The sequence below is a fragment of the Rhodococcus ruber genome (genome assembly GCF_027270735.1).
Classification (GTDB): Bacteria; Actinomycetota; Actinomycetes; order Mycobacteriales; family Mycobacteriaceae; genus Rhodococcoides; species Rhodococcoides rubrum_A.
Genome location: NZ_JAPWIJ010000003.1, coordinates 80,957 through 103,215, shown reverse-complemented (window position 1 = coordinate 103,215; position 22,259 = coordinate 80,957). Strand labels below are relative to the sequence as shown.

The 22,259-nt window shown below is 64.7% G+C and carries 20 protein-coding genes; 8 read left to right on the top strand and 12 right to left on the bottom strand.

Annotation, left to right across the window (positions count from 1 at the left end):
• Positions 1–238 precede the first annotated feature (238 nt).
• Positions 239–919: a sigma-70 family RNA polymerase sigma factor gene (locus O4220_RS07640; RefSeq protein ID WP_420030361.1), complete on the top strand. Its 681-nt coding sequence runs from the start codon at positions 239–241 to the stop codon at positions 917–919.
• Positions 916–1,674, top strand: a complete 759-nt coding sequence (locus O4220_RS07635; RefSeq protein WP_269603072.1) for an anti-sigma factor — start codon at positions 916–918, stop codon at positions 1,672–1,674. The genes O4220_RS07640 and O4220_RS07635 overlap by 4 nt, the downstream gene beginning before the upstream one ends.
• A 38-nt stretch (positions 1,675–1,712) precedes the next feature.
• Here O4220_RS07635 and glsA read toward each other — a convergent pair whose 3' ends face one another.
• Complete coding sequence (gene glsA / locus O4220_RS07630; protein WP_269603071.1) at positions 1,713–3,539, bottom strand: glutaminase A; 1,827 nt, start codon at positions 3,537–3,539, stop codon at positions 1,713–1,715.
• Between the two features lie 179 nt (positions 3,540–3,718).
• Between glsA and dxs the strand changes: the two genes are divergently transcribed.
• The gene (dxs, locus tag O4220_RS07625) at positions 3,719–5,599 is read left to right on the top strand and encodes a 1-deoxy-D-xylulose-5-phosphate synthase (protein WP_269603070.1); all 1,881 of its coding nucleotides are present in this window, start codon (positions 3,719–3,721) and stop codon (positions 5,597–5,599) included.
• 14 nt (positions 5,600–5,613) lie between these two features.
• Here dxs and O4220_RS07620 read toward each other — a convergent pair whose 3' ends face one another.
• The 9 genes from O4220_RS07620 to O4220_RS07580 all read right to left on the bottom strand — a co-directional run bounded on the left by O4220_RS07620 (position 5,614) and on the right by O4220_RS07580 (position 15,067).
• Positions 5,614–5,883 carry a YciI family protein gene (locus O4220_RS07620; protein WP_269603069.1) on the bottom strand — a complete coding sequence of 90 codons (270 nt, stop codon included), beginning with the start codon at positions 5,881–5,883 and terminating at the stop codon, positions 5,614–5,616.
• 1 nt (position 5,884) lies between these two features.
• On the bottom strand, positions 5,885–7,282 hold the full coding sequence (locus O4220_RS07615; protein ID WP_269603068.1) for a sugar porter family MFS transporter: 1,398 nt from the start codon (positions 7,280–7,282) through the stop codon (positions 5,885–5,887).
• A 165-nt stretch (positions 7,283–7,447) separates the two neighbouring features.
• A complete protein-coding gene (locus tag O4220_RS07610; protein ID WP_269603067.1) occupies positions 7,448–8,194 on the bottom strand; it encodes an SDR family oxidoreductase in 747 nt (248 codons plus the stop codon).
• On the bottom strand, positions 8,191–8,694 hold the full coding sequence (locus O4220_RS07605) for a flavodoxin family protein (RefSeq protein ID WP_269603065.1): 504 nt from the start codon (positions 8,692–8,694) through the stop codon (positions 8,191–8,193). Before O4220_RS07605 ends, O4220_RS07610 begins: the two co-directional genes overlap by 4 nt.
• A gap of 3 nt (positions 8,695–8,697) precedes the next feature.
• Positions 8,698–9,615, bottom strand: a complete 918-nt coding sequence (sigJ, locus tag O4220_RS07600) for an RNA polymerase sigma factor SigJ (protein ID WP_269603064.1) — start codon at positions 9,613–9,615, stop codon at positions 8,698–8,700.
• Positions 9,616–9,730: 115 nt separating this feature from the next.
• On the bottom strand, positions 9,731–11,836 hold the full coding sequence (locus tag O4220_RS07595; RefSeq protein WP_269603063.1) for a 3-hydroxyacyl-CoA dehydrogenase NAD-binding domain-containing protein: 2,106 nt from the start codon (positions 11,834–11,836) through the stop codon (positions 9,731–9,733).
• On the bottom strand, positions 11,833–13,059 hold the full coding sequence (locus O4220_RS07590) for a thiolase family protein (RefSeq protein ID WP_269603062.1): 1,227 nt from the start codon (positions 13,057–13,059) through the stop codon (positions 11,833–11,835). Before O4220_RS07590 ends, O4220_RS07595 begins: the two co-directional genes overlap by 4 nt.
• 72 nt (positions 13,060–13,131) lie before the next feature.
• Positions 13,132–14,427 (bottom strand): ribonuclease D, encoded by a 1,296-nt coding sequence (locus tag O4220_RS07585; protein ID WP_269603061.1) that lies wholly within the window; start codon positions 14,425–14,427, stop codon positions 13,132–13,134.
• A gap of 40 nt (positions 14,428–14,467) precedes the next feature.
• Positions 14,468–15,067 (bottom strand): DUF3000 domain-containing protein, encoded by a 600-nt coding sequence (locus tag O4220_RS07580; RefSeq protein WP_032377756.1) that lies wholly within the window; start codon positions 15,065–15,067, stop codon positions 14,468–14,470.
• A 125-nt stretch (positions 15,068–15,192) separates the two neighbouring features.
• On the opposite strand from O4220_RS07580, the gene hemE reads away from it, so the two are divergent.
• From hemE to O4220_RS07555, 5 genes are read left to right on the top strand one after another with little or no spacing between them, the layout of a single operon-like run.
• Complete coding sequence (gene hemE, locus O4220_RS07575) at positions 15,193–16,266, top strand: uroporphyrinogen decarboxylase (RefSeq protein WP_032403646.1); 1,074 nt, start codon at positions 15,193–15,195, stop codon at positions 16,264–16,266.
• Entirely contained in the window at positions 16,263–17,618 is a 1,356-nt protein-coding gene (locus O4220_RS07570; protein WP_269603060.1) for a protoporphyrinogen oxidase, read from the top strand. The genes hemE and O4220_RS07570 overlap by 4 nt, the downstream gene beginning before the upstream one ends.
• A 4-nt stretch (positions 17,619–17,622) precedes the next feature.
• Complete coding sequence (gene hemQ, locus O4220_RS07565; protein ID WP_032377758.1) at positions 17,623–18,318, top strand: hydrogen peroxide-dependent heme synthase; 696 nt, start codon at positions 17,623–17,625, stop codon at positions 18,316–18,318.
• The gene (locus O4220_RS07560; RefSeq protein WP_269603059.1) at positions 18,315–19,019 is read left to right on the top strand and encodes an HAD family hydrolase; all 705 of its coding nucleotides are present in this window, start codon (positions 18,315–18,317) and stop codon (positions 19,017–19,019) included. Before hemQ ends, O4220_RS07560 begins: the two co-directional genes overlap by 4 nt.
• A 13-nt stretch (positions 19,020–19,032) precedes the next feature.
• Positions 19,033–21,354 carry a molybdopterin-dependent oxidoreductase gene (locus O4220_RS07555; protein ID WP_269603058.1) on the top strand — a complete coding sequence of 774 codons (2,322 nt, stop codon included), beginning with the start codon at positions 19,033–19,035 and terminating at the stop codon, positions 21,352–21,354.
• Here the strand turns inward: O4220_RS07555 and O4220_RS07550 are convergent.
• Positions 21,332–21,790: a MaoC family dehydratase gene (locus O4220_RS07550; protein ID WP_179276283.1), complete on the bottom strand. Its 459-nt coding sequence runs from the start codon at positions 21,788–21,790 to the stop codon at positions 21,332–21,334. The genes O4220_RS07555 and O4220_RS07550 overlap by 23 nt on opposite strands.
• 28 nt (positions 21,791–21,818) lie before the next feature.
• The gene (gene msrB, locus O4220_RS07545; RefSeq protein WP_269603057.1) at positions 21,819–22,247 is read right to left on the bottom strand and encodes a peptide-methionine (R)-S-oxide reductase MsrB; all 429 of its coding nucleotides are present in this window, start codon (positions 22,245–22,247) and stop codon (positions 21,819–21,821) included.
• Between the last annotated feature and the right edge of the window lie 12 nt (positions 22,248–22,259).

Genomic DNA, 22,259 nt, shown 5'->3' with positions numbered 1-22,259 from the left:
GATTCCTCCAGTGGGCCGCTCGCCCGATTACCCACGATTGTCCGATTCTCCACCAAGGATGAACCGCGGTCCAGTTCGGTGCAAACGAATTTGTGAACCCGAACCATCCTCCGGCCGGTTTGTTCCGAATATGTACCGCGGCGGGAAAACGCGGAGGTTTCGATATGAGAGCACTATGACCACTAGTGTCGTGTTCGATGAACTCGATCATGAACCCGTCTGTTGGGACGACCTTTCGATGAGCACGCCGTTGTCCGGATCGTCGGATGCCGGCCGTGACCGGGCGCCCGACTCTGCCGAGGGCTACACGGACGACAGTGCAGTCTGCGCTGTTCCCAGTCCACAGTTGAAGAATTTGCGTGCCGAAGAGACCGACCGACTTCGTCGGCTCATGGCATCGGTGGCACAGGGCGACCGAGCCGCATTCGCCGAGCTGTACGACGCCACGTCCGCTCGCGTCTACGGCATGGTGCTGCGAGTGCTTCGTGACCCGGGATACAGCGAGGAGACCGCGCAGGAGGTGTTCCTCCAGATATGGCGCGCAGCACCGAATTACGACCCGAACCAGGGGAGTCCGCTCGCCTGGATCATGACGCTGGCTCACCGCCGGGCCGTCGATCGTGTTCGCAGCGAGCAGTCGGGTACCGACCGTGAGGCGGCGTACGGCGCAGTGAGCCACACGCCCGAGCACGACGAAGTACTCGAGACGGTGACTCAGAGACTCGAATCGGAGGCCGTGGTGGCCTGTCTCGAAACCTTGACCGATACGCAGAGCGAGTCGGTACGAATGGCTTACTACAGCGGTTACACCTATCGCGAAGTTGCGGAGCGGCTCGGGGTCGCCGTTCCTACCATCAAATCGCGCATACGAGACGGATTGATCAAATTGAAGACATGCCTGGGGGTGATCCCGCAATGAGCGAATCGTCACGGCAACGCCTGCTCGACGACGCCGAGGTCTACGCCCTTCACTCGACGACCGAATCCGAGCGACGCGACATAGAGACCGAACGGCTACGCGTGGACGACACCGCGCGCGCTCAGTTCGACGTCCTCGTGACCGAGATCCACGAGACTCTCGCGTTGGCCGCAGCGGTCGACGCGACGCCTGCTCCGGATCGACTTCGCCGGGCGGTACTCGATCGGGTGGCCTCGAGCGATCAGGAGCCAACGGTTCGGTTGCTACCTCCGAATGTGACTCCGCTGCACCGGCATCGGCGCGAGCGCTCGAAGTCCTGGCGCTACTCGGTGATGTCGGCCGCTGCCGCAGTCATCGTCGCCGTCGGCGGAGTGGTGGTCGTCACGCAGACGATGGGTAACGATCCACAGCCGTCGCAGGCCGACCAGATCGTCGCTGCACCCGATGCACGTCGGACCTCGGCCGAGTTCCCCGGTGGCGGTTCGGCAACGGTCGCGTACTCGCTGTCGCAGAACGCTGTCGTGGTTTCTCTCGATGGGGTTCCGCAGCCGCCGCCAGGCCGCGTCTATCAGATGTGGTTCGTCGAGGGTTCGCCTCGATCGGCCGGCGTCGTGACCGAGGATCAGCTCACGTCGGAATCGGGCACGGTGGTCGACGGCCTCGGCGCATCGACCAACTTCGCGTTCTCCCTCGAGCCCGCGGGCGGGTCGCCGCAGCCCACCGAGGTGCTCACGATGCTGACGTTGGGTGCCTGACGGATTCACGATTGCCTCGGGCGGTTCGGTCATCGGTGTCAGATACCGATGTCGAACCGCCCGAGCGTTCTGATCACCGCGGCCATCTGGCTGTACGCGCCGGTGGCCAGATTTTCCAGGAGAGCAAGCTTGACCTCGGGCGCGTCGCGAGTCAGCGCCTCGAAGTGCGGTACCGACACCACCACGAGGTCGACCGGTGTGTCTGCCACCATGTCGAGCAGAAACGGCACTGCCATCAGTAGCGGCATTTCGCCGAAGCTCATCCCGGGCGACAGAGTCGTGATTCGATGCGTACCGCCGTCGGCCGACACTGTGGTCGACGTCACCTCTCCACGCAGCATCATAAACAGGCCTGCGGCCGCGTCGCCGTGATGGACGATGATGTCTCCGCGCGCGTAGTGACGTTTCTCGAGATAGGGGCTCACCGCCTCGTACTGGGCGGCCGAGAGTCCTGCGAGCAACGGGTGCTCGGCTGCGGTGATCTCGGTTGGCTGTCGAAGGCCTGCGCAATGTCGATCGAGCAGAAGGTTCTCGGCCCATTGGATGGCCGACCCCAGGCTCGAATAGACCCGACCGGCCGGATCGGCCGGGTCGAGACTGGATGCAGTGTGTCCCATGATCGTTCGGGGATCCACCAGACACATCACACAGCCGTGTTCGGCCAGATCCCGGCGAAGATCCTCGAACATGCTGCGAGCGATGGCACTGACCTCGTCGACGCCGCGGACGTCGATGACGAGTGCGTCCAGCTCTCTATCCAGATTTCCGATCTCACGGACTGCGGTCTCGGCACCGGAGAACAGCAGGTCGCCGTGCAATTCGTACACTCGTGCGCGGTCTCCCACCGCGGCCAGGGTGGCCTGTTCGACGTCGGATCGCCTTTTGCGTGACGGTGCCTCGGTGAGCACGTATCGACGCCGGATCGAGGACTTGGCCGCTCGTGTGACGTGGAGGAAGTGCAGTTCGAGCCGGCTCGAGAGTTCTCGGCAGGCAGCGACCCCGCGCACGCTGTTTCCATGGGAATCGAGCCGCGGCGAGTAGACGGCGATCCCCATCTGACCCGGTAGTACGGCAAGAATCCCGCCACCGACTCCGCTCTTGGCCGGCATTCCCACCTGTGCGACCCAGTCGCCTGCGCCGTCGTACATCCCGCATGTGGTCATCACCGACAACACTCGTTCGACCAGAGCAGGTGCCAGAGCGCGTTCTCGGGTGCGCGGATTGACACCGTTGTTGGCCATGGTTGCCGCCATCATGGCAAGGTCCGCCGCGGTGACGTCTATCGAGCACTGGCGAAAGTACAGATCGACTGCGGCGTCCGGGTCGTGTTCGATGATGTCGAACGAGCGGAGCATGTAGCCGATCGCGCGGTTCCGGTTGCCGGTGCGCGCCTCCGAACGGTAGACGGCGTCGTTGAAGGTCAGAGACCTGCCTGCATATCGTGAGTAGGAGGCCCGGATTCGCTCGAATCGATCCTGCGGAGAGCGGCCGGCGATGAGTGACGCCGACGTGATCGCACCAGCGTTGATCATCGGGTTGCGCGGCCGCTCGGTGATGGGGTCGAGGCTGATCTCGTTGAACGGCTCGCCGGACGGCTCGATATCGATCTTGTTCGCGACGGCATCGAGTCCTCGATCGGCCAGAGCCAGCGCGTAGGTGAACGGCTTGGAGATCGATTGGATCGTGAAGGGTAGTCGAGTGTCGCCGACCTCGTAGACGTACCCGTCGGCGGTCGTCAGTGCTATTCCGAAGCCGTCCGGCGTGACAGCGGCAAGCTCTGGAATGTAGTCCGCCACCTGCCCGGTCGTGTCGTCTCGGCACAATTCGTGAACGCGGCACAGGATGGCATCGACGACGTTGCTCATGGTCGACACTGTATGTGTGGTGTCCTGTCGGTCACCGTCGAGGTTAGGGGCGGCTCATCCGGGGCAACTCGGTGTTCGACGGTAGTGTCACCGACACCACGCTGGGCGGAGCGGCGCGGGGACAACGACTCCGTAGACTGAATTGTCCAGTGTTTTTCCGGCCGGAGGGAGCGATCTCGTTGGGTGTCCTAGCGCGAATTCAGACGCCCGAGGACTTGCGTGACCTCGGTAGCACCGAGCTGGCCGAGCTGGCTCGCGAGATCCGTGCATTTCTCGTGGAGAAGGTGTCCGCCACGGGTGGCCACCTCGGGCCCAATCTGGGCGTGGTGGAGCTGACGTTGGCAATCCACCGGATCTTCGAGTCGCCGCGCGATCCCGTCATCTTCGATACCGGTCACCAGGCCTACGTCCACAAGATGCTGACCGGACGCACCGGCTTGTTCGACACGCTGCGCAAGCAGGGCGGCCTCTCGGGCTATCCGTCCCGGGTCGAGAGCGAACACGATTGGGTGGAGTCTTCGCACGCGTCGGCCTCGTTGTCCTACGCCGACGGCTTGGCCAAGGCATTCGCGCTCAAGGGCGAGACCGATCGGCACGTCGTCGCCGTCGTCGGTGACGGTGCGCTCACCGGAGGTATGTGCTGGGAAGCGCTGAACAACATCGCGGCCGGGCGCAACCGCTCCTTGGTCATCGTCGTCAACGACAACGGGCGCTCGTACGCCCCCACCATCGGCGGCCTTGCCGATCATCTGGCAGCCCTGCGGCTCCAGCCCGAGTACGAGAAGATTCTGGACAACGGGCGCCGCATCGTGCGCAAGATCCCCGTCGTGGGGCCCACCGCCTACCGGATGCTCCACGGTATGAAGGCGGGCGTGAAAGACGCCATCAGTCCACAGGTGATGTTCACCGATCTCGGCATCAAATACCTGGGGCCTGTCGATGGACACGATCAGCACGCGATGGAGTCGGCATTGCGCCGAGCCAAGGCCTACGGCGGACCGGTCATCGTTCACGCGGTGACGCGTAAGGGCATGGGCTACGTCCACGCCGAGAACGATGTCGCCGATCAGATGCACGCCACTGGAGTCATCGATCCAGCGACCGGACTCGCTCGGTCGAAGTCGGCACCGGACTGGACCTCGGTGTTTTCGGCGGCCTTGATAGAACAGGGCGAGCGGAACGAGGATGTCGTTGCGATCACCGCGGCGATGGCCGCGCCCACCGGCCTCGCTGCGTTCGGTCTTCGCTTCCCGGACCGCCTGTTCGATGTGGGTATTGCCGAGCAGCATGCAATGACGTCGGCCGCCGGGCTCGCCCTCGGCGGAATGCACCCGGTGGTCGCGATCTACTCGACCTTCCTGAACCGGGCCTTCGATCAGCTGCTCATGGACGTGGCCTTGCTCGGACTGCCCGTCACCGTGGTCCTGGACCGTGCGGGCGTGACCGGTGCCGACGGTGCCAGCCACAACGGCATGTGGGACATGTCTCTGCTCGGCATCGTCCCCGGCATGAAAGTGGCAGCACCGCGAGACGCCGAGACACTGCGCGAAGAGCTGGCCGAGGCGATCGCGACGTCCGACGGACCCACTGCACTGCGGTTCCCGAAGGGGGCCGTCACCGAGTCCGTCGCGGCCGTGCGCCGACTGGACGGAATAGTCGACGTGTTGGCCGAGCCTGCCGATGCGACGGGCGATGTCCTGATCGTCGCGGTCGGTGTGTTCGGTTCACTCGCTCTCGATGCTGCGAAGAAACTGCGGCACGACGGCATCTCGGTGGCCGTTGTCGATCCGCGCTGGGTACTCCCGATCCCCGAGTCCTTGCTGAAGTTGGCCGAGGACTACAGGTTGGTGGTGACCATCGAGGACAGCGGTGTGCACGGCGGAATCGGCTCGACTCTGTCGGCCGCGTTGCGCGCTGCAGGCGTCGATACACCGTGTCGCGATCTCGGTGTGCCACAACGATTCTTGGATCACGCGTCGCGTGAGCAGCTGCACCACGAACTCGGCCTCACGTGCGAGGACGTAGTGCAGCGGGTCTCGGACTGGGTGAAGAGTCTCTGATCTCCGGCGACGGGCTAAGCGCCCGTCGCCCACTCGCTGACTCGAACCTGTTCGATCAGATGGGCCGTGGCGAACGGATCGTGTGCGAACATGCGTTCCACACTTTCCTTGTCCACACCTTCGACGATCATGGTTGCGCCGGTGTGGTCGGCCAGCGGGCTGGACGATCGCAGGATCTTGCGACGCTCCAGTTCACGCAACCACGCGCGATGATCGGTCCGGTGATCGTCACGGCCGGAGGATGTTTCGGGTGAGTACGCGTATTCGACGACGAACATCGGCATGTCAGTTCACCATGTCCTCGAGCTCCATTCCCTTGGTCTCCCTGATCTTGTACTTGACGAAGAAGAACGACAGGATCGCAAAGAACGCGAAGAACGAATAGATGAATCCGAGACCTATGGTGTCCGACAGTGGCGGGAATGCAAGAGTGATGGCGAAATTCGCAATCCAGTTCGCCGCGGTACTGATGCCGAGTGCGACCGCACGCATACGGTTGGGGAACATTTCTCCGAGCATCACCCACATGATCGGTCCCCAGGTAGCGGCAAAGAAGACGACGAACAGGTTGGCACCCACCAGGGCGACAGGACCCCATGGTGACGGCAACTCCAGCTGGTCGCCACTGCCCACTGCCTGAGTGAACGAGACGGCCGCGAGTATCAGGCCGACGAACATTCCGATCGAGCCGATCATGAGCAGATTTCGACGTCCGAATCGATCGACGAACAAGATCGCGACGAATGTCATCGAGACGTTGATGACGGAGGTGATGACCGAGGTGACGAAAGACTGGTTCTCGCTGAATCCTACGGACTTCCACAGAGTGGTCGAGTAGTAGAAGATCGCATTGATTCCGACCAACTGCTGCAGGATTGCCATTGTGATGCCGACCCACACGATCGGTTGCAAACCGAATTTCGGTCCGCGAATGTCGCCGAACGATGACTTCGACTCCCGACGCAGGGTCAACCGAATTTCTTTGACTCGCTCGTTCGGGTTCACTTCTCCGGAGATCTCGCCGAGAATGCGCGCCGCTTCCTCGTCGAGGTGTTTTCCGACGAGATATCTCGGTGACTCCGGAATCAGGGTGGCGAGAAAGCCGTAGACGAGAGCGGGTGCCACGCCGACGAGAAACATCCATCGCCAGGCTTCGAGACCGAACCACAGATCGTTCGATGGCCCGCCGGCCGCGTTCTGCAGTACCGCGTCCGAGAGGAGAGCGGCGAAGATGCCGACGGTGATCGCCAGCTGTTGCAACGATGCCAACCCGCCGCGATAGCGAGCAGGCGCGATTTCCGAGATGTAGGCGGGTGCGATCACCGACGCGATGCCGATGCCAAGTCCGCCGAGCACTCGCCAGAGCATCAGATCCGGGACGCTGAAGGCGAACCCGGAGCCCACGGACGAGATGGTGAACAGTGCAGAACCGAGCAGCATCACCTTCTTGCGGCCCCAGCTGTCGGCGAGCCGGCCGGCGAACCAAGCACCGACCGCACAGCCGAGAAGCGCGATTGCCACCGCGAAGCCGGTGACGAACGACGACAGAGCGAAGTTTTCCTGGATGGAATCGACCGCGCCGTTGACAACGGACGAGTCGAACCCGAACAAGAAGCCACCGACGGCAGCGGCAATGGTGACTCCGATAACTTTGGCGGTGTACCGATCGGTTGATTGCGTCATCGCATGACCCAGCTTTCGAGGTGAACCAGCGTCCATGGTGGTCGTTCGCCATCATCGTCCTCGCGCCCGAGACATGGGAGCGAAATGGACGTCCATTTCGACTCGGGTTGGTTTCGGCCTACGGCAAGGGTGAATTGTCCGATATTCCGCGTGTCGTCGGCACGATCACTGGGCTTGCGTGGCCAACCATTGATCGAAGGTCTGCCCACCGTGATCCGAATCGGTTGTGGTGACCAGCGTTCCGTCTCGCATTGCGCGACCGTATGCGCCGGGAATCGGAATCTCGAGCACCAGGCCTCGCGCACCGATAGCCCGTGCATAGCGCCGCACCATCTCGGCCATGCGTTCCTCGCGTGGTCCACCGAGGTCTGCGACTCGGCCGGCCGGGGACTGCTCCGCCAGGTCGATCAGTCGCTCGGCAACCTCGCGTGCGGAAATAGGTTGCGAGACCATCTTCGGGATGATGCTCACCGGACCGAACGACATCTGTGCGCGAATCTGGCCGGCGAACTCGTGGAACTGAGTGGCTCGAAGAATCGTCCACGGCACGGTTCCGGCGCGAATGATCTTTTCCTGCTCTACCTTCCCGGCGTAGTACGCATGCGGGGCTCGGTCGATTCCCACGATGGACAGCGCCAGGTGATGACCGACACCGGCCTCGGTCTCGGCCGCCAGTAGGTTGCGGGTGACTGCGCCGAAGAACGCCGTCGAGTCCTTCGCCGATACTGTCCGAGTCGACGCGACGTCCACCACCGCGTCGACGCCGGACAATGCGGCGGACAGTCCTGAGCCGCCGACCAGATCCACACCCGCTGATCGGGACAGCACGACCACGTCGTGTCCGCGTTCCCGAGCCACTTCGACGACATGCACTCCGACAGTTCCTGTTCCACCGGCCACGGCTAACTTCATTGCACATCCCCGATCGAAGTCCGGCTCTCCTGCGTTGTTCGCAACTGCTCGGCGAACAGTCGAGCGCGCCGCAGATCGGCATCGTCCGGATGTCCCTTTCGGATTCCACCGACGAGAGCGAAAGGCAAGAAGGTGTCTTTCGCTCGGCACGAGAAGGCATCCGAAATCTCGAAGCCCTTGCTGTTCAGCGGGACCGTGAGAGAGCGGGAGAATCGATTCAGCGGAGAATCGGCGAATCCGCTGGTCGCGAATACGAATGCCCTGTGGCGGTTCACAGTCGGCAAGGTCGTCACGAGCGAGAGGAGTTGGTGGTGATGTTTGCCCATGTAGATACCAGACCCGAATCCGACCAGGTCGAACTCCGCGATGCGAGTGGGGTCTACCAGGTCCGGTGCCGTGACCTCGGCGTCGAGCACAGCGGCGATGGCCTCGGCGATCTTCCGGGTGTTTCCGTGTGGACCCGATACGCACACGATCAAGCTCTTGGGTTTCGGCTTCATGATCTATTGACGACGTAGCCCACGGAATTGTCTGCGTGTTCCATCCCAGTGCCTGAGCTTGTCCGGATTGAGCACGATCCATACATTCGCCACGACGCCGCCCGCGATATGGAAACCGACAACGGCGAAGACGGCACCGGCGCGCCGAAAGACGATGCCGGACGCTCCGTTCACCGGCTCGATCGACCCGTCGAGTTCGGTGGACTTCGCGGTGATGCCGCGGATGAATCGCGCGACCCGGTCGGAGCCGAGAACCGGATTGCGTGCGGCGCTGACCTTTCCGCCACCGTCGCTGACCAGCGAAACCTCGGGGGCAAGAACTGCGGTGAGCGCTGCGATCGTTCCGCTACCCGACGCTGCGGCGAACGCGCGAACGAGTCGGTCGTGCTCTGCCGGGTCGCTCTCGCCGGCGTGCCGAGTCCGCACGTGCTTGCGCGCGGCGGATGCGAGTTGACGACAGGCGGCAGGGGAACGGTCCAGCGTGAGTGCGATCTGGTCGAACGGCAACGCGAACACGTCGTGCAGCACGAACGCGACCCGTTCGGCCGGACCAAGAGCGTCCATCACTATCAGCAGCGCCAGGCTCACCGAATCGTCCTGAGCGACTCGGTCGGCGGGGTCGGGAGACGGCAGCGATGTGTCGCGGCCGGGAACGGGTTCCGGCAGCCATTGACCGACATAGTGCTCACGGCGTGCGCGCGCAGATCCCAACACATCGAGGCAGATGCGACTGACGACACGGGTCATCCACGCCAACGGGACATCGATTGCGGCGCGCTCGGATTCGCTGAGTCGATACCACCGAACGAAAGCTTCCTGAACTGCATCCTCGGCCTCGCTGTACGAACCCAACATGCGATAGCCGACTCGGATCAGGTGGTCTCGGTCGGCGGCTGCATCATGTTCTGTCTGCGTGGTCATCGGGTTCGAAACTAGACGAACTCGATTGTCGGCATTCCAGGATGGCTGCCGAGATCGAGGTTATGGACGGAAATCCGGAGAAATCCATCCACAACCTCGAACTCGGTGGGCAGTGCTAGACGCTGGCTACGCCCGGAGCCAGGAATCGCTGACCGGTTGCGGCCTCGGATGCACCGCTGCGGTCCAGATACGGGGTGATGCCGCCGTTCCAGAATCCGAAGCCCCCGCCGAGGAGCAGGCAGAGGTCGATGTCCTCGGCAGCCGCGACGACGCCTTCGTCGAGCATGATCCGGATCTCGTCGGCGAATGCATTGCGGGTGCGTTCGAGTACCTGCTCGGCAGTGGACGGTGAATCTCCCTGTGGCCACAGTGCAGCCACCTCGGGATCGACGACCTGGCCCTCGGGGCCGTAGGTCCACACGCCCGGCTTCTTCGCCTCGACGAGTGCACGGAATCCGGGGGAGTCCTTGAACCGCTCCGGGTATGCCTCGCCGAGAGTTTCTGCGGTGTGCAGAGCGACCGCCGGGCCGACGAGAGCCAGCAGGGTCAACGGGCTCATCGGCATGCCGAGCTCGCCCACAGCGCCGTCGGCGACATCGAACGGCGTGCCCTCGTCGATCGCACTGATGATCTCGTTGGACGCACGGGTGACGAGACGGTTGAAGACGAATCCGGGGAGATCCGCCGACAACACAGCCGACTTCTTCAGTGTCTTGGCTGTCGCGAATGCCGTTGCGAGAGTGGCGTCGTCGGTCTTCTCGCCCTTGACGACCTCGAGCAGCGGAAGAACGGCCACGGGGTTGAAGAAGTGGAAGCCGACAACCCGCTCGGGGTGCTTCAGATCGGCAGCCATCTTCGTGATCGACAACGAAGAGGTGTTGGTCGCGAGAATCGTTTCGGCAGAGACGAATTCCTCGACCTCGGCGAACACCTTCTTCTTGACGTCGAGGTTCTCGAAGACTGCCTCGATGACGAAGTCGGTGTTCGCGAACGCGGACTTGTCGATCGAGCCGGAAACCAACGCCTTCAACCGATTTGCGGCGTCGGGGGACAGGCGCTTCTTGCCGAGCAGCTTGTCGATCTCACCGTGGACGTAGCCGACACCCTTGTCGATGCGCTCCTGATCGATGTCGGTGAGGATCACCGGCACCTTCAGTTGGCGTACGAACAGCAACGCGAGCTGGCTGGCCATCAAACCGGCACCGACGATGCCGACACCGGAGATCTTGCGCGCCAACGACTTGTCGGGTGCACCGGCAGGCCGCTTCGCGCGCTTCTGCACCAGATCGAAGGCATACAGCCCGGCGCGGAGCTCGTCCTTGACCAAGAGGGTCGACAGGGCCTCGTCCTCGGCGGCGAAGGCCGTGTCGAGCGAGGCCGAGTCGGTGATGTCGGTGTTCTTGGCGAGCTCGAGCAGTTCGACAGCGGCGACGGGGCCGGGGGCGAAATTGTTGGTCTTGCCCGCGACTATGCCCTTGGCGCGGGCGATGGCGTCGTCCCAGGCCTGTCCGCGGTCGATCTCGGGACGGTTCGGAACGATCTCGCCCTTGATCACCTGAGCAGCCCACGCGAGGGACTGCTCGAGGAAGTCGGCTCCGCCGAAGAGGGCGTCGGCGATGCCGAGGTCGAGTGCCTGCTGCGGCTTGAGGACGCGGTTCTGGTTCAGTGCATTCTCGATCACCACGGTCACGGCATTGGATGCTCCGATGATGTTGGGCAGCAACTGGGTTCCGCCCCATCCCGGTACCAGCCCGAGGAAGGCCTCGGGCAGGCCGAGCGCGGCGGCATTCTCCGCAACGGTCCGGTAGTGCGAGTGCAGTCCCACTTCGAGGCCACCGCCGAGAGCGGCACCGTTGATGAAGGCGAACGTCGGAATCGTGGACTCGCGCAGGCGACGGAACACCTTGTGTCCGAGCTGCCCGATCTGCAGCGCCTCGTCCTTGGTCTCGATGTTCGGCACGCCGTTGAGGTCGGCACCGACGGCGAAGATGAACGGCTTGCCGGTGACGGCGATGGCCACCGGGTTCGCTGCGAAGGCCTCGTCCAGTGCGGCGTCGAACTTGGCCAGTCCGCCGGGACCGAAGGTCGACGGCTTCGTGTGATCGAAGCCGTTGTCGAGCGTGACGAGGGCGATCGAGCCCTCGAGCCCCGGAACGGACACGATCTTGGTGAATGCGTTCGTGACTACCTCGTCGGTGAACGCTGTGGTGATGTCGCTCATGCCTTCGCTCCTGAGTAGTCAGCGTGGTTGGGGTTCTCCCAGATGACGGTGCCGCCCATGCCGAGACCGATGCACATGGTCGTCAGGCCGTAGCGGACGTCGGGTTGCTGGGCGAACTGGCGGCTCAGCTGGGTCATCAGTCGGACGCCCGAGGACGCGAGGGGGTGGCCACACGCGATGGCACCTCCCCACTGGTTGACGCGGGGATCGTCGTCGGCGATGCCGTAGTGCTCGAGGAAGGCAAGCACCTGGATGGCGAATGCCTCGTTGATCTCGAACAGGCCGATGTCTTCGATGCTCAATCCTGTTCGGCCGAGCAGCTTTTCGGTGGCGGGAACCGGGCCGATGCCCATGACGGCCGGGTCGACGCCGGCGAAGCTGAAGCCGACCATCCGCATGCCGATGTTCAGGCCGAGCTCGTGTGCGGTGTCCTCGCCGGCGAGGATCGCGGCGGTGGCACCGTCGTTGAGTCCCGCGGCGTTGCCTGCGGTGACGCGACCGGCAGGACGGAACGGCGTCTTGAGCTTGGCGAGGTCTTCGACGGTGGTGCCGGGGCGAGGCGGCTCGTCCTCGGTGGCCAGGCCCCACCCTGCGGCGGACTTGGTGGCGACGGGGACGAGGGTGTCGGCGATGTAGCCGGCCTTCTTCGCCGCGTCGTACTTGTTCTGGCTGGCGACGGCGTAGGCGTCGGTGCGGTCCTTGGTGATGCTCGGGAACCGGTCGTGCAGGTTCTCGGCGGTGTTGCCCATCACGAGAGCACTGGGATCGACGAGTTTGTCGGCGAGGAAGCGCGGGTTGGGATCGACACCCTCACCCATCGGGTGGCGGCCCATGTGCTCGACGCCACCGGCGATGACGACGTCGTACTGGCCGAAGCCGATACCCGAACCCGTGGTGGTCACCGAGGTCATCGCGCCGGCGCACATCCGGTCGATGGCGAATCCGGGGACGCTGCGGGGGAGTCCGGCGAGCAGGGCGGACGTGCGGCCGATGGTCAGCCCCTGGTCACCGGTCTGCGTGGTCGCGGCGATGGCGACCTCGTCGATGCGCTCGGGAGGGAGGTTGGGGTTCTTGCGAAGGAGTTCGCGGATTGCCTTGACGACCAGGTCGTCTGCGCGAGTGTCGGCGTACATGCCCTTGGGGCCTGCTTTGCCGAACGGAGTGCGGATGCCGTCGACGAAGACAACATTCCTTTGTGAGCTGGTGGACGCGGGTACAGACACGCTTTTCGATCCTCCCGACAGATGCGGACGACTCGTCCGGGTGCCCGGACGCGCCACCTACTGTAGCGGGTATTACCCGTCGGTAACTTGAGAAGGGTGCAGTGCCTTCGCCAGAACCGGTACCACCAGCGAGCGTTGCCAGGGCCGCGCCCCTCCTTCGGTCAACCGAGTGTCGATCAGCTCTTCGGGATCGAGAGCTTCGTCGTCGGGAGTCCGCCAATCCCATACCAATCGACGTAGCAGGTCCGGCATCAGGAGGTTCTCGACCGGAACCGACACCGACTCGCTGAGCTCGGTCATCGCCGCTCGCACGTCGGCGAGCCTGGCCGCTGCGTCGGGATCGCGACGTGCCCATCGATTGACCGGGGGAGGGCCGTCGAAAGACGCTGCCATGGACGGCAACTCGGCGGTCGGCAGGGCCCGCGCACGTGTGAGTGCCGAGGCCCACAGCCGGGAAGAGCGACGCTGGCGAGGGCCACCGAAGACCGGTAGTTGCTCGAGCTCGCGCGAGGTCTTCGGATCGGCGGTTGCCGCCGCCACGATCGCCGAGTCCGGCAGCACCCGGCTCGGTGCCACGTCACGTTTGGCCGCCAATTCGTCTCGGGTGGTCCACAATTCGCGGACGGCAGCGAGCGTGCGGGGAGACTTGATCGCGTGAATCCCCGATGTTCGACGCCACCTGTCGGTCTTGGGTTTGGGCGGTCCGAGAGAGAGGATGTGGGCGAATTCCTCTGCCGCCCAATCCGTTTTACCTTGTCGTTCGAGCTCCGCGGCCATTGCGTCGCGAAGCTCGAGCAGAACTTCGACGTCGAGCGCGGCGTAGTTGAGCCAGGTGTCGGGCAGGGGACGAGTAGACCAGTCGGCAGCGCCGTGACCCTTCTGCAGCGCCAGTCCGAGGGTGCGTTCGACGATGGCACCGAGGCCGACGCGCTCGAATCCGGCGAGACGGCCGGCGAGCTCGGTGTCGTAGAGCGTGGCGGGGACCAGGCCGAGTTCGGCCAGTCCCGGGAGGTCCTGATCGGCGGAGTGCAGCACCCATTCGAGCGGGTTGATCACCTCGGCGAGTGGAGCGAGGTCGCCGGTGACCGGGATCGGATCGAGCAGAACGGTGCCGGCTCCGCGGCGACGAAACTGCAGCAGGTAAGCGCGCTGGGAGTACCGAAAGCCCGATGCGCGTTCGGCGTCGACGGCGAGAGGCCCGTGACCTGCGGCGAGGAGCTTCGCGGCCGCGAGAACGGCGTCCGGTGTGTCCACGACGTCGGGCACACCGTCGGCCGGGGCAAGCAACGGAACGGCGACCGGCTCGTTGACCTGCTCGTCCGACGTGGCGTCGTCCGACGTGGTGTCGGGGGAACTCTCGGCTGACATGGACAGTGACTCTAAGCCCTACGGTCGGTGGGTCCGGAGACTATGTCCGGCTGGAACTGCGTTGACCGAGGGTGGTGATGCCCGCGGGCGGCAGACCCGCCGCGTACGCGAGAACCTCGCAGAAGGCCTCGACATGCGTCGAGAGATCTTCGGACGTCGCAGTCCAGGACGCGCGAAGTTCGAGCTGATGGGCCTTGGGGGGACCGGCGATATCGCCGTAGCGCACCGAACTGGTCGAGGTGACGGTGCCGCCGAGTGCGTTGAGCGGCTCCGACCGTGACTCCAGTGCGTCGACCAGCCAACTCCACCCGACCTCGGGGAGCAGGGGATCGTCGGCCAACGATTCGTCGACGTCCGCTTGAATGTAAGCAACCAGTCGAAGCGTCCCGTTCCAGGCTTCTGCCCCGTCGGGGTCGTACAGCAGAATCAAGCGGCCGAATGCGTCGCCGTCGCTCTGTTCGTCGACCTGCTCGGAATCCGGGTGCTTGACTTCGGCGCCGATAGCGTAGCTGTACGGCGCGAGTCGCTGCGGCGGCCGGATCGGACCGATCTCGATTGCCGGGTGGACCTGGGCCCGATGCATCGCGTCGATGGCGGCGCGGAAAGGCGCAGGTTCGGCGGTGGATTCGGGTTCGGTCACGTGATCGGACGTTAGACGCGTCACGTTGTCCGGCGGCGGAGGCGCGCCGAGCCGTGATGGAACCGAAGTGGGTGTGTCGCCCTTGGTGGCAGAAGCTATCCCGGCGCGTGGCAGCATGGAACTCGATGAACGCCGAAGCACACACCACAGCCCCCGCCCGTCGAGAACTCCCGGACGCGCCGTTCTTGGCCGCGATCGCCGGCGAAACGCCCTCGCGTCGGCCGGTGTGGTTCATGCGTCAGGCCGGCAGGTCGCTTCCCGAATACCGAAAGATCCGCGCAGGCATCGGCATGCTGGATTCGTGCTTCCGGCCGGATCTGGTGGCCGAGATTACGCTGCAACCTGTCCGTAGACACGATGTGGACGCGGCAATCCTGTTCTCGGACATCGTGGTTCCGCTCAAGGCTGCCGGTATCGATCTGGACATCGTTGCCGGCACCGGCCCGGTCGTGGCTCAGCCGGTGCGTTCGGCGGCCGATGTCGCGGCGCTGCCCACCTTGACCGCCGATCAGGTCGAGCCGGTGGCCGATGCGGTGCGGATCCTCACCCGGGAGCTCGCGGGCACGCCGCTCATCGGGTTCGCCGGAGCGCCGTTCACCCTCGCGTCCTACCTGGTCGAGGGTGGCCCCAGCCGCAATCACGAGAAGACCAAGGCGCTGATGCGGTCCGACCCGGCGACCTGGCATGCCCTGCTCGACGCGCTGGCGACCACGACGATCACGTTCTTGCAGGCTCAGCTGGCCGCCGGAGTGGACGCGGTGCAGGTGTTCGACTCGTGGGCGGGAGCACTGTCGCTGGCCGACTACCGCGAGTACGTGCTGCCGCACTCGACGCGAGTGTTCGACGCCGTGTCCTCGGCCGGCGTTCCCAAGATTCACTTCGGGGTCGGTACCGGCGAGTTGCTCGGTGCGATGGGTGAGGCCGGTGCCGATGTGGTCGGTGTCGACTGGCGGATTCCGCTCGACGACGCCGTGCACCGAGTCGGCGGCGGCAAGGTGCTGCAGGGAAATCTCGATCCCGCGGTGCTGTTCGCCGGCTGGGATGCCGTCGAGGCCGAAGTTCGACGTATTGCCGCCGAAGCCGACCGCGCGGTGGCGGCGGGTGCGCGGGGACATGTGTTCAACCTCGGCCACGGGGTGTTGCCCGACACCGATCCCGAGATTCTGACCCGGGTGGTCTCGTTGGTGCATTCGTTGTGACGGTGCGGCGCTACGCCGTGGTCGGCGGCGGGATCTCCGGCCTCGTCGCGGCGTATCGCCTCCGGCAGGCCTGTGGACCCGATGCCGAGATCACTCTCGTCGAGGCGTCCCCTCGCCTCGGTGGCACCCTGCGGACCACCGAGGTCGGTGCCGAGTCGCTCGATGTCGGCGCGGAAGCGTTCATCGGCCGTCGTCCGGAAGTACCGGCCCTGCTCGCCGAACTCGGCCTGTCGGATCAGCTGGTGCACCCGTCGTCGGCGCGTCCGCTGGTCTACTCCGGTGGCCGAACGCACGCGCTCCCACTGGGCACCTTGATGGGCATACCGTCCTCGGCCGATTCGGTGCGGGATCTGGTGGACCCGGCAGAACTGCACCTCATCGAGAGCGAAACAACACGGCCGTTCACGTGGACCGCGGGCTCGGACGTCAGCGTGGCCGATCTGGTGGGTAGCCGCTTCGGCTCCCAAGTCGTCAGCCGTTCGGTAGACCCGCTGCTCGGCGGCGTGTACTCCGGCTCGGCGAGCTCGATCGGCGTCCGAGCGGCACTTCCGACGTTGGCAGCCGCATTGGACGGCGGGGCAGCGAGCCTGACCGAGGCAGTGCTGGCGGCACTGCCCACGCCGTCGCCGGGACCGGTGTTCGGCGGGCTGCGCGACGGCTATGCGGTGCTGCTCGACGCTCTGATCGCCGCGACCGGTGCCCGAACGATCGTCGACACAGGCGTCGCAGATGTACGCCGCGAGGCGAACGGCTGGTACGTCGATCGCGTGGGCGTTGTGGACGGCCTGGTCCTGGCGGTACCCGCGCCCGTTCTCGGTCAGCTGATCGCTGCGGTGGCACCCGAGGCGTCGCGGGCTGCGCGCAGTATCGAGCTGGCGTCGTCGGTCGTCGTGGCGCTGGCCTTTCCGAAAGCGACCGAACTGCCGCAGAATTCGGGCATTCTCGTGGCGACGGACGCAGGTCTCGATGTCAAGGCGTTCACGTTGTCGAGCCGGAAGTGGCCACACCTGGGTGAGCGTGATGCGGTATTGCTGCGGGCCTCGCTCGGCCGGTTCGGCGACTCCACGGCCTCGGATCGATCCGACGAGGAGTCGATCGAGACAGCGTCGAACGATCTGCGGACGGTGGCCGGCATCGGTGCACGACCGCTGGCCGCGACAGTGCAGCGCTGGCCGGGCGGCTTGCCTCAGTACGCGCCCGGACACCTTGATCGCGTTGCCGCCGTCGAGTCCGGGGTCGCCGATCTACCCGGCCTCGAGGTCACCGGGGCCTGGCAGCGCGGCGTCGGTGTACCCGCATGTATTGCGTCCGCCACCACTGCTGCCGCCCGGCTGATCGAAGTGGCACGATAGGGCCATGGCACGCCTCGATTACTCAGCGCTCAATTCGACACTCCGCTATCTGATGTTCTCGGTCTACAAGGTCACGCCCGGTGTGCTGGGCGACGATCGGGCCGCAGCGGCCAAGGAGGCGAAAGTCTTCTTCGAAGGCCGTGAAGACAAGGGCGTCGCAGTGCGGGGTGTGTACGACATCGCCGGCATGCGCGCGGACGCCGATTTCATGGTCTGGACGCATGCCGAGCGCATCGAGGACCTGCAAGCCACCTACTCGGACTTCCGGCGCACCACCGCGCTGGGCAAGGCAAGCACTCCGGTCTGGAGCAACACCGCACTGCACCGCCCGGCGGAGTTCAACAAGAGTCACGTCCCGGCCTTCATCGCGGGTGAGGATCCGGGTGCGTACATCTGCGTCTACCCGTTCGTCCGGTCGATCGACTGGTATCTGCTGCCCGACGACGAGCGCCGCACGATGCTCGCCGACCACGGCAAGGCCGCGCGTGACTACAAGGACGTGCGCGCGAACACCGTGCCGTCGTTCGCACTGGGCGACTACGAGTGGATTCTGGCCTTCGAGGCTCCCGAGTTGGACCGCATCGTCGATCTGATGCGGGATCTGCGTGCCACCGAGGCGCGACGGCACGTGCGTGAGGAGACCCCGTTCTTCACCGGCCCGCGGGTCGAGGTGGACGCACTCGTCGAATCACTGCCGTGACCACGACGGGCACATCGACGATCGAGGCCGTCCTGTTCGACTTCTCGGGCACGCTGTTCAGGCTCGAGGAGGATCCGACCTGGTTCGACGGCATCCATGACGCAGACGGCACCCCAGTCGACGGTGCCGGCGCCGCGGAACTGATGCGGCGTATGACCGCGCCGGTAGGCGAGACGGTCGAGTTCGACGATGCAACGCGTCATGCCTGGCGAAATCGAGACCTCGATCCGGCACTGCACCGGCGGGCCTATCTGCATGTGCTCGCGCAGTCCGGTGTCACGGACCGGGCGCAGGCGGAATCGGTCTACGGGCGAGTGATCGATGCAGATTCGTGGACCCCGTACCCGGACACCGAGTCGGTCCTGAAAAAGCTTGCTGCCGAGTCGATTCGGGTCGGTGTACTGAGCAACATCGCCTTCGACATCCGTCCGGCCTTCGTCGATCGCGGTCTCGATCGGTACGTCGACGAGTTTGTGCTCTCCTTCGAGGTAGGTCACGTCAAACCGCAGCCCGAGATCTTCCGGCACGCAGTCGCGAGTTTGGGTGTCGACCCCTCGGTGACGTTGATGGTGGGCGACAGCGACGAGGCCGACGGGGCGGCGCGGGAGATCGGGTGCAGCTTCGCGCTCGTCGATCCCGTACCGACATCCGAGCGTCCCGATGCACTGCTGGCGGCGTTGAGCGCGTTCGGAATTCGATGACCGGGGTAGTTCGATGACCGGAGTGGCCGGCGTCCAGCACATGGGCCACTGGGGCATGTTTCGTGCGGAGTCGGACGGACGCGATGTCACTGCGGTCCATCCCCAGGTGACCGACAGTAATCCCTCCCCGGTGTTGGGCAACCTCGTCGGGTCGGTGACCCATCGATCCCGCGTCACCGCACCGTCGGTGCGTAGGGGCTGGCTCGAGCACGGGCCGGGTCCGACCGACAAGCGTGGCAGCGACGAGTTCGTCGAGGTGTCGTGGGACGAGTTGACCGACGTGCTGTCCGAAGAGTTGCGCAGAGTAGCGGACACATTCGGTAACAACGCCATCTACGGCGGGTCGTACGGGTGGGCGAGTGCCGGACGCTTCCATCACGCGCAGAGTCAGGTGCATCGCTTTCTGAACTGCATCGGCGGTTACACGCGATCGGTGCACAGCTACTCATTGGGTGCGACCGGTGTCATCATGCCGCACGTCCTCGGTGCGCACTGGAAGATGTTCTCGCGCTCCACGTCCTGGAACGTGATCGCCGCACACACCGAATTGCTGGTGGCGTTCGGCGGAGTTCCGGTGAAGAACACCGGTATCAATCACGGCGGTACGTCGGATCATCCGACGGTCGACTCGCTCGCCGCGATGCGCGCCCGGGGTGGCCAGATCGTCACCGTCAGTCCGCTACGAAGCGACATGAGCGGCGACGCTCGATGGATTGCGCCGCGACCCGGTACCGATGTGGCGATGATGTTGGCTCTCGCATTCGTGCTCGCCGACGAAAAGTTGCACGACACAGCCTTTCTCGACACGTACTGCGAGGGCTATCCGGAGTTCGAGCGGTACCTGCTCGGCGTCTCGGACGGCACACCCAAGACCCCGCAGTGGGCGTCGACGATCTGCGGTGTCGAGCCCGCGGACATCGCGGAACTCGCGCGGGAGATGGCGTCGAAACGCACGATGGTCACCGTCACGTGGTCACTGCAACGGACGCAGCACGGCGAGCAGGCCCCGTGGATGGGCATCACGCTGGCATCGATGTTGGGTCAGATCGGCGTGCCCGGTGGGGGATTCGGGCACGGCTACGGCTCGATGAACGAGCCCGGTCTGGCCCCCGTGCCGTATCCCTTGCCGACTCTGCCCCAGGGAATCAATCCGGTGCCCGATCTGATTCCGGTTGCCGCGGTCTCGGACATGTTGCTCGATCCCGGCGGTGAATTCGACTACGACGGTCGGCGATCGACGTATCCGGACATCAAGGTCGTCTACTGGGCCGGCGGCAATCCGTTCCATCACCACCAGGATCTCGGACGGCTTCGTCGCGCCCTCGGTAGACCCGACACGGTCGTCGTACATGATCCGTACTGGACACCGATGGCCAAGCACGCCGACATCGTCGTCCCGTCGACCACGTCACTGGAACGATCGGATCTGAGCTGCACACGCAACGATCCGTTGCTCGTCGCGATGGAGCCGGCCGCCGAGCGCTTTGCCGATTCGCGCGACGACTACGACACCTTCGCCGAGCTGGCGACGAAACTCGGTGTGGGCGAGCAGTTCACCGAGGGACGTAGCTCGCAGCAGTGGCTGGAGCATCTGTACGGGCAGTGGCGCGGATATCTGCGCGCCGGGGGCGTCGATACTCCGGAATACGAAAATTTCCGGCGTGAGGGGTCGTTTCGGATGCAGACCGAGGACGATCTGACGTTCCTCCAAGATTTTCGAACCGATCCGGTCGGGAATGCCCTGCGCACCCCGAGCGGCAAGATCGAGATCTTCTCGGCCACGGTGGCGGGCTTCGGCTACGACGACTGCCGAGGGCATCCGATGTGGTTCGAGCCGCAGGAGTGGCTCGGCGGGCCACGCGCCCAGCAGTTTCCGTTGCACCTGATCGCCAACCAGCCACGCACCAGGCTGCACAGTCAGCTCGATCACGGTGCGGTGAGCCGACACTCGAAGATTCAGGGCCGCGAGCCCATACGCATGCACCCGTCCGCGGCCGCGGCCAGGGGAGTGGCGGACGGCGATGTCGTGCGGGTGTTCAACGACCGCGGTTCGTGCCTTGCCGGTGTGGTCGTCGACGACGCGATGCTGGAATCGGTAGTTCAGTTGTCGACCGGGGCCTGGTACGACCCGCTCGATCCGGCCGATCCCGGCTCGATGTGCAAGCACGGCAGCGTGAATGTACTCACTGCAGACGACGGAGCGTCCTCGCTGTCGCGTGGATGCACCGGACAGCATGTGCTGGTGGAGATCGAACGCTACGACGAAGCACTGCCGCCGATCACCGCGTTCGATCCACCTGCGCGGACGAAGGTCAGAACACCACCCGAGAGATGATCTCGGCGACGAGCGCAGGCTTGTCCTCGCCCTCGATCTCCAACGTTCCCGTTGTCACGATCTGCAACGCGCCGCCCGACGCATCCTCGACGGAGGTCAGGGTGCTCTGCAGGCGCACGTGGGCACCGACCTTCACCGGATTGATGAAGCGAACCTTGTTGGAGCCGTAGTTGATTCCGAGTTTGGTGTTCTCGATGGTGTAGATCTGCCAATTGAGCATCGACACCAGGGACAAACTCAGGAAACCGTGTGCGATCGGCGCGCCGAACGGGCTTTCCTTCTTCGCCCGCTCGACGTCCACGTGAATCCACTGGTGATCGCCGGTGGCGTCGGCGAAGGTGTTGACCCGTTCCTGGGTGATCTGCAGCCAGTCACTGGTACCGAGGTCTTCGCCGACGGCCGCTTTGATCTGCTCTGGAGAGGTGAAAGTGCGCATGCTCACAGTATGGCTCGAGCAGAGCAGATCAGGATGCAGGCTTGAGTACCAGCGAGATCGAGTTGATGCAGTACCGCTGATCGGTCGGCGTGGGGTAGCCCTCGCCCTCGAAGACGTGGCCGAGGTGGCTGTGGCAGTTGCGGCAGACGACCTCGACACGACGCATTCCGAGCGTGGTGTCCTCCTTGAGGATGACGGCGTCGCTGTCGGCCGGGTCGAAGAACGACGGCCAGCCGCAGTGGGATTCGAACTTCTCGGTGCTGCGGAACAATTCGGCTCCGCAGGCTCGGCATTCGTAGATGCCTTCGGTGGTGGTGTCGGTGTACTCGCCGACGCCCGGGCGCTCGGTGCCTGCTTGGCGGAGCACCGCGTATTCCTCGGGGGTCAGCTTCTCGCGCCACTGTTCTTCTGTGAGCTGGACGGCGGGAGCGGAGTTGTTGTCGGTTGCTGAACTCATGCTTCCACGCTA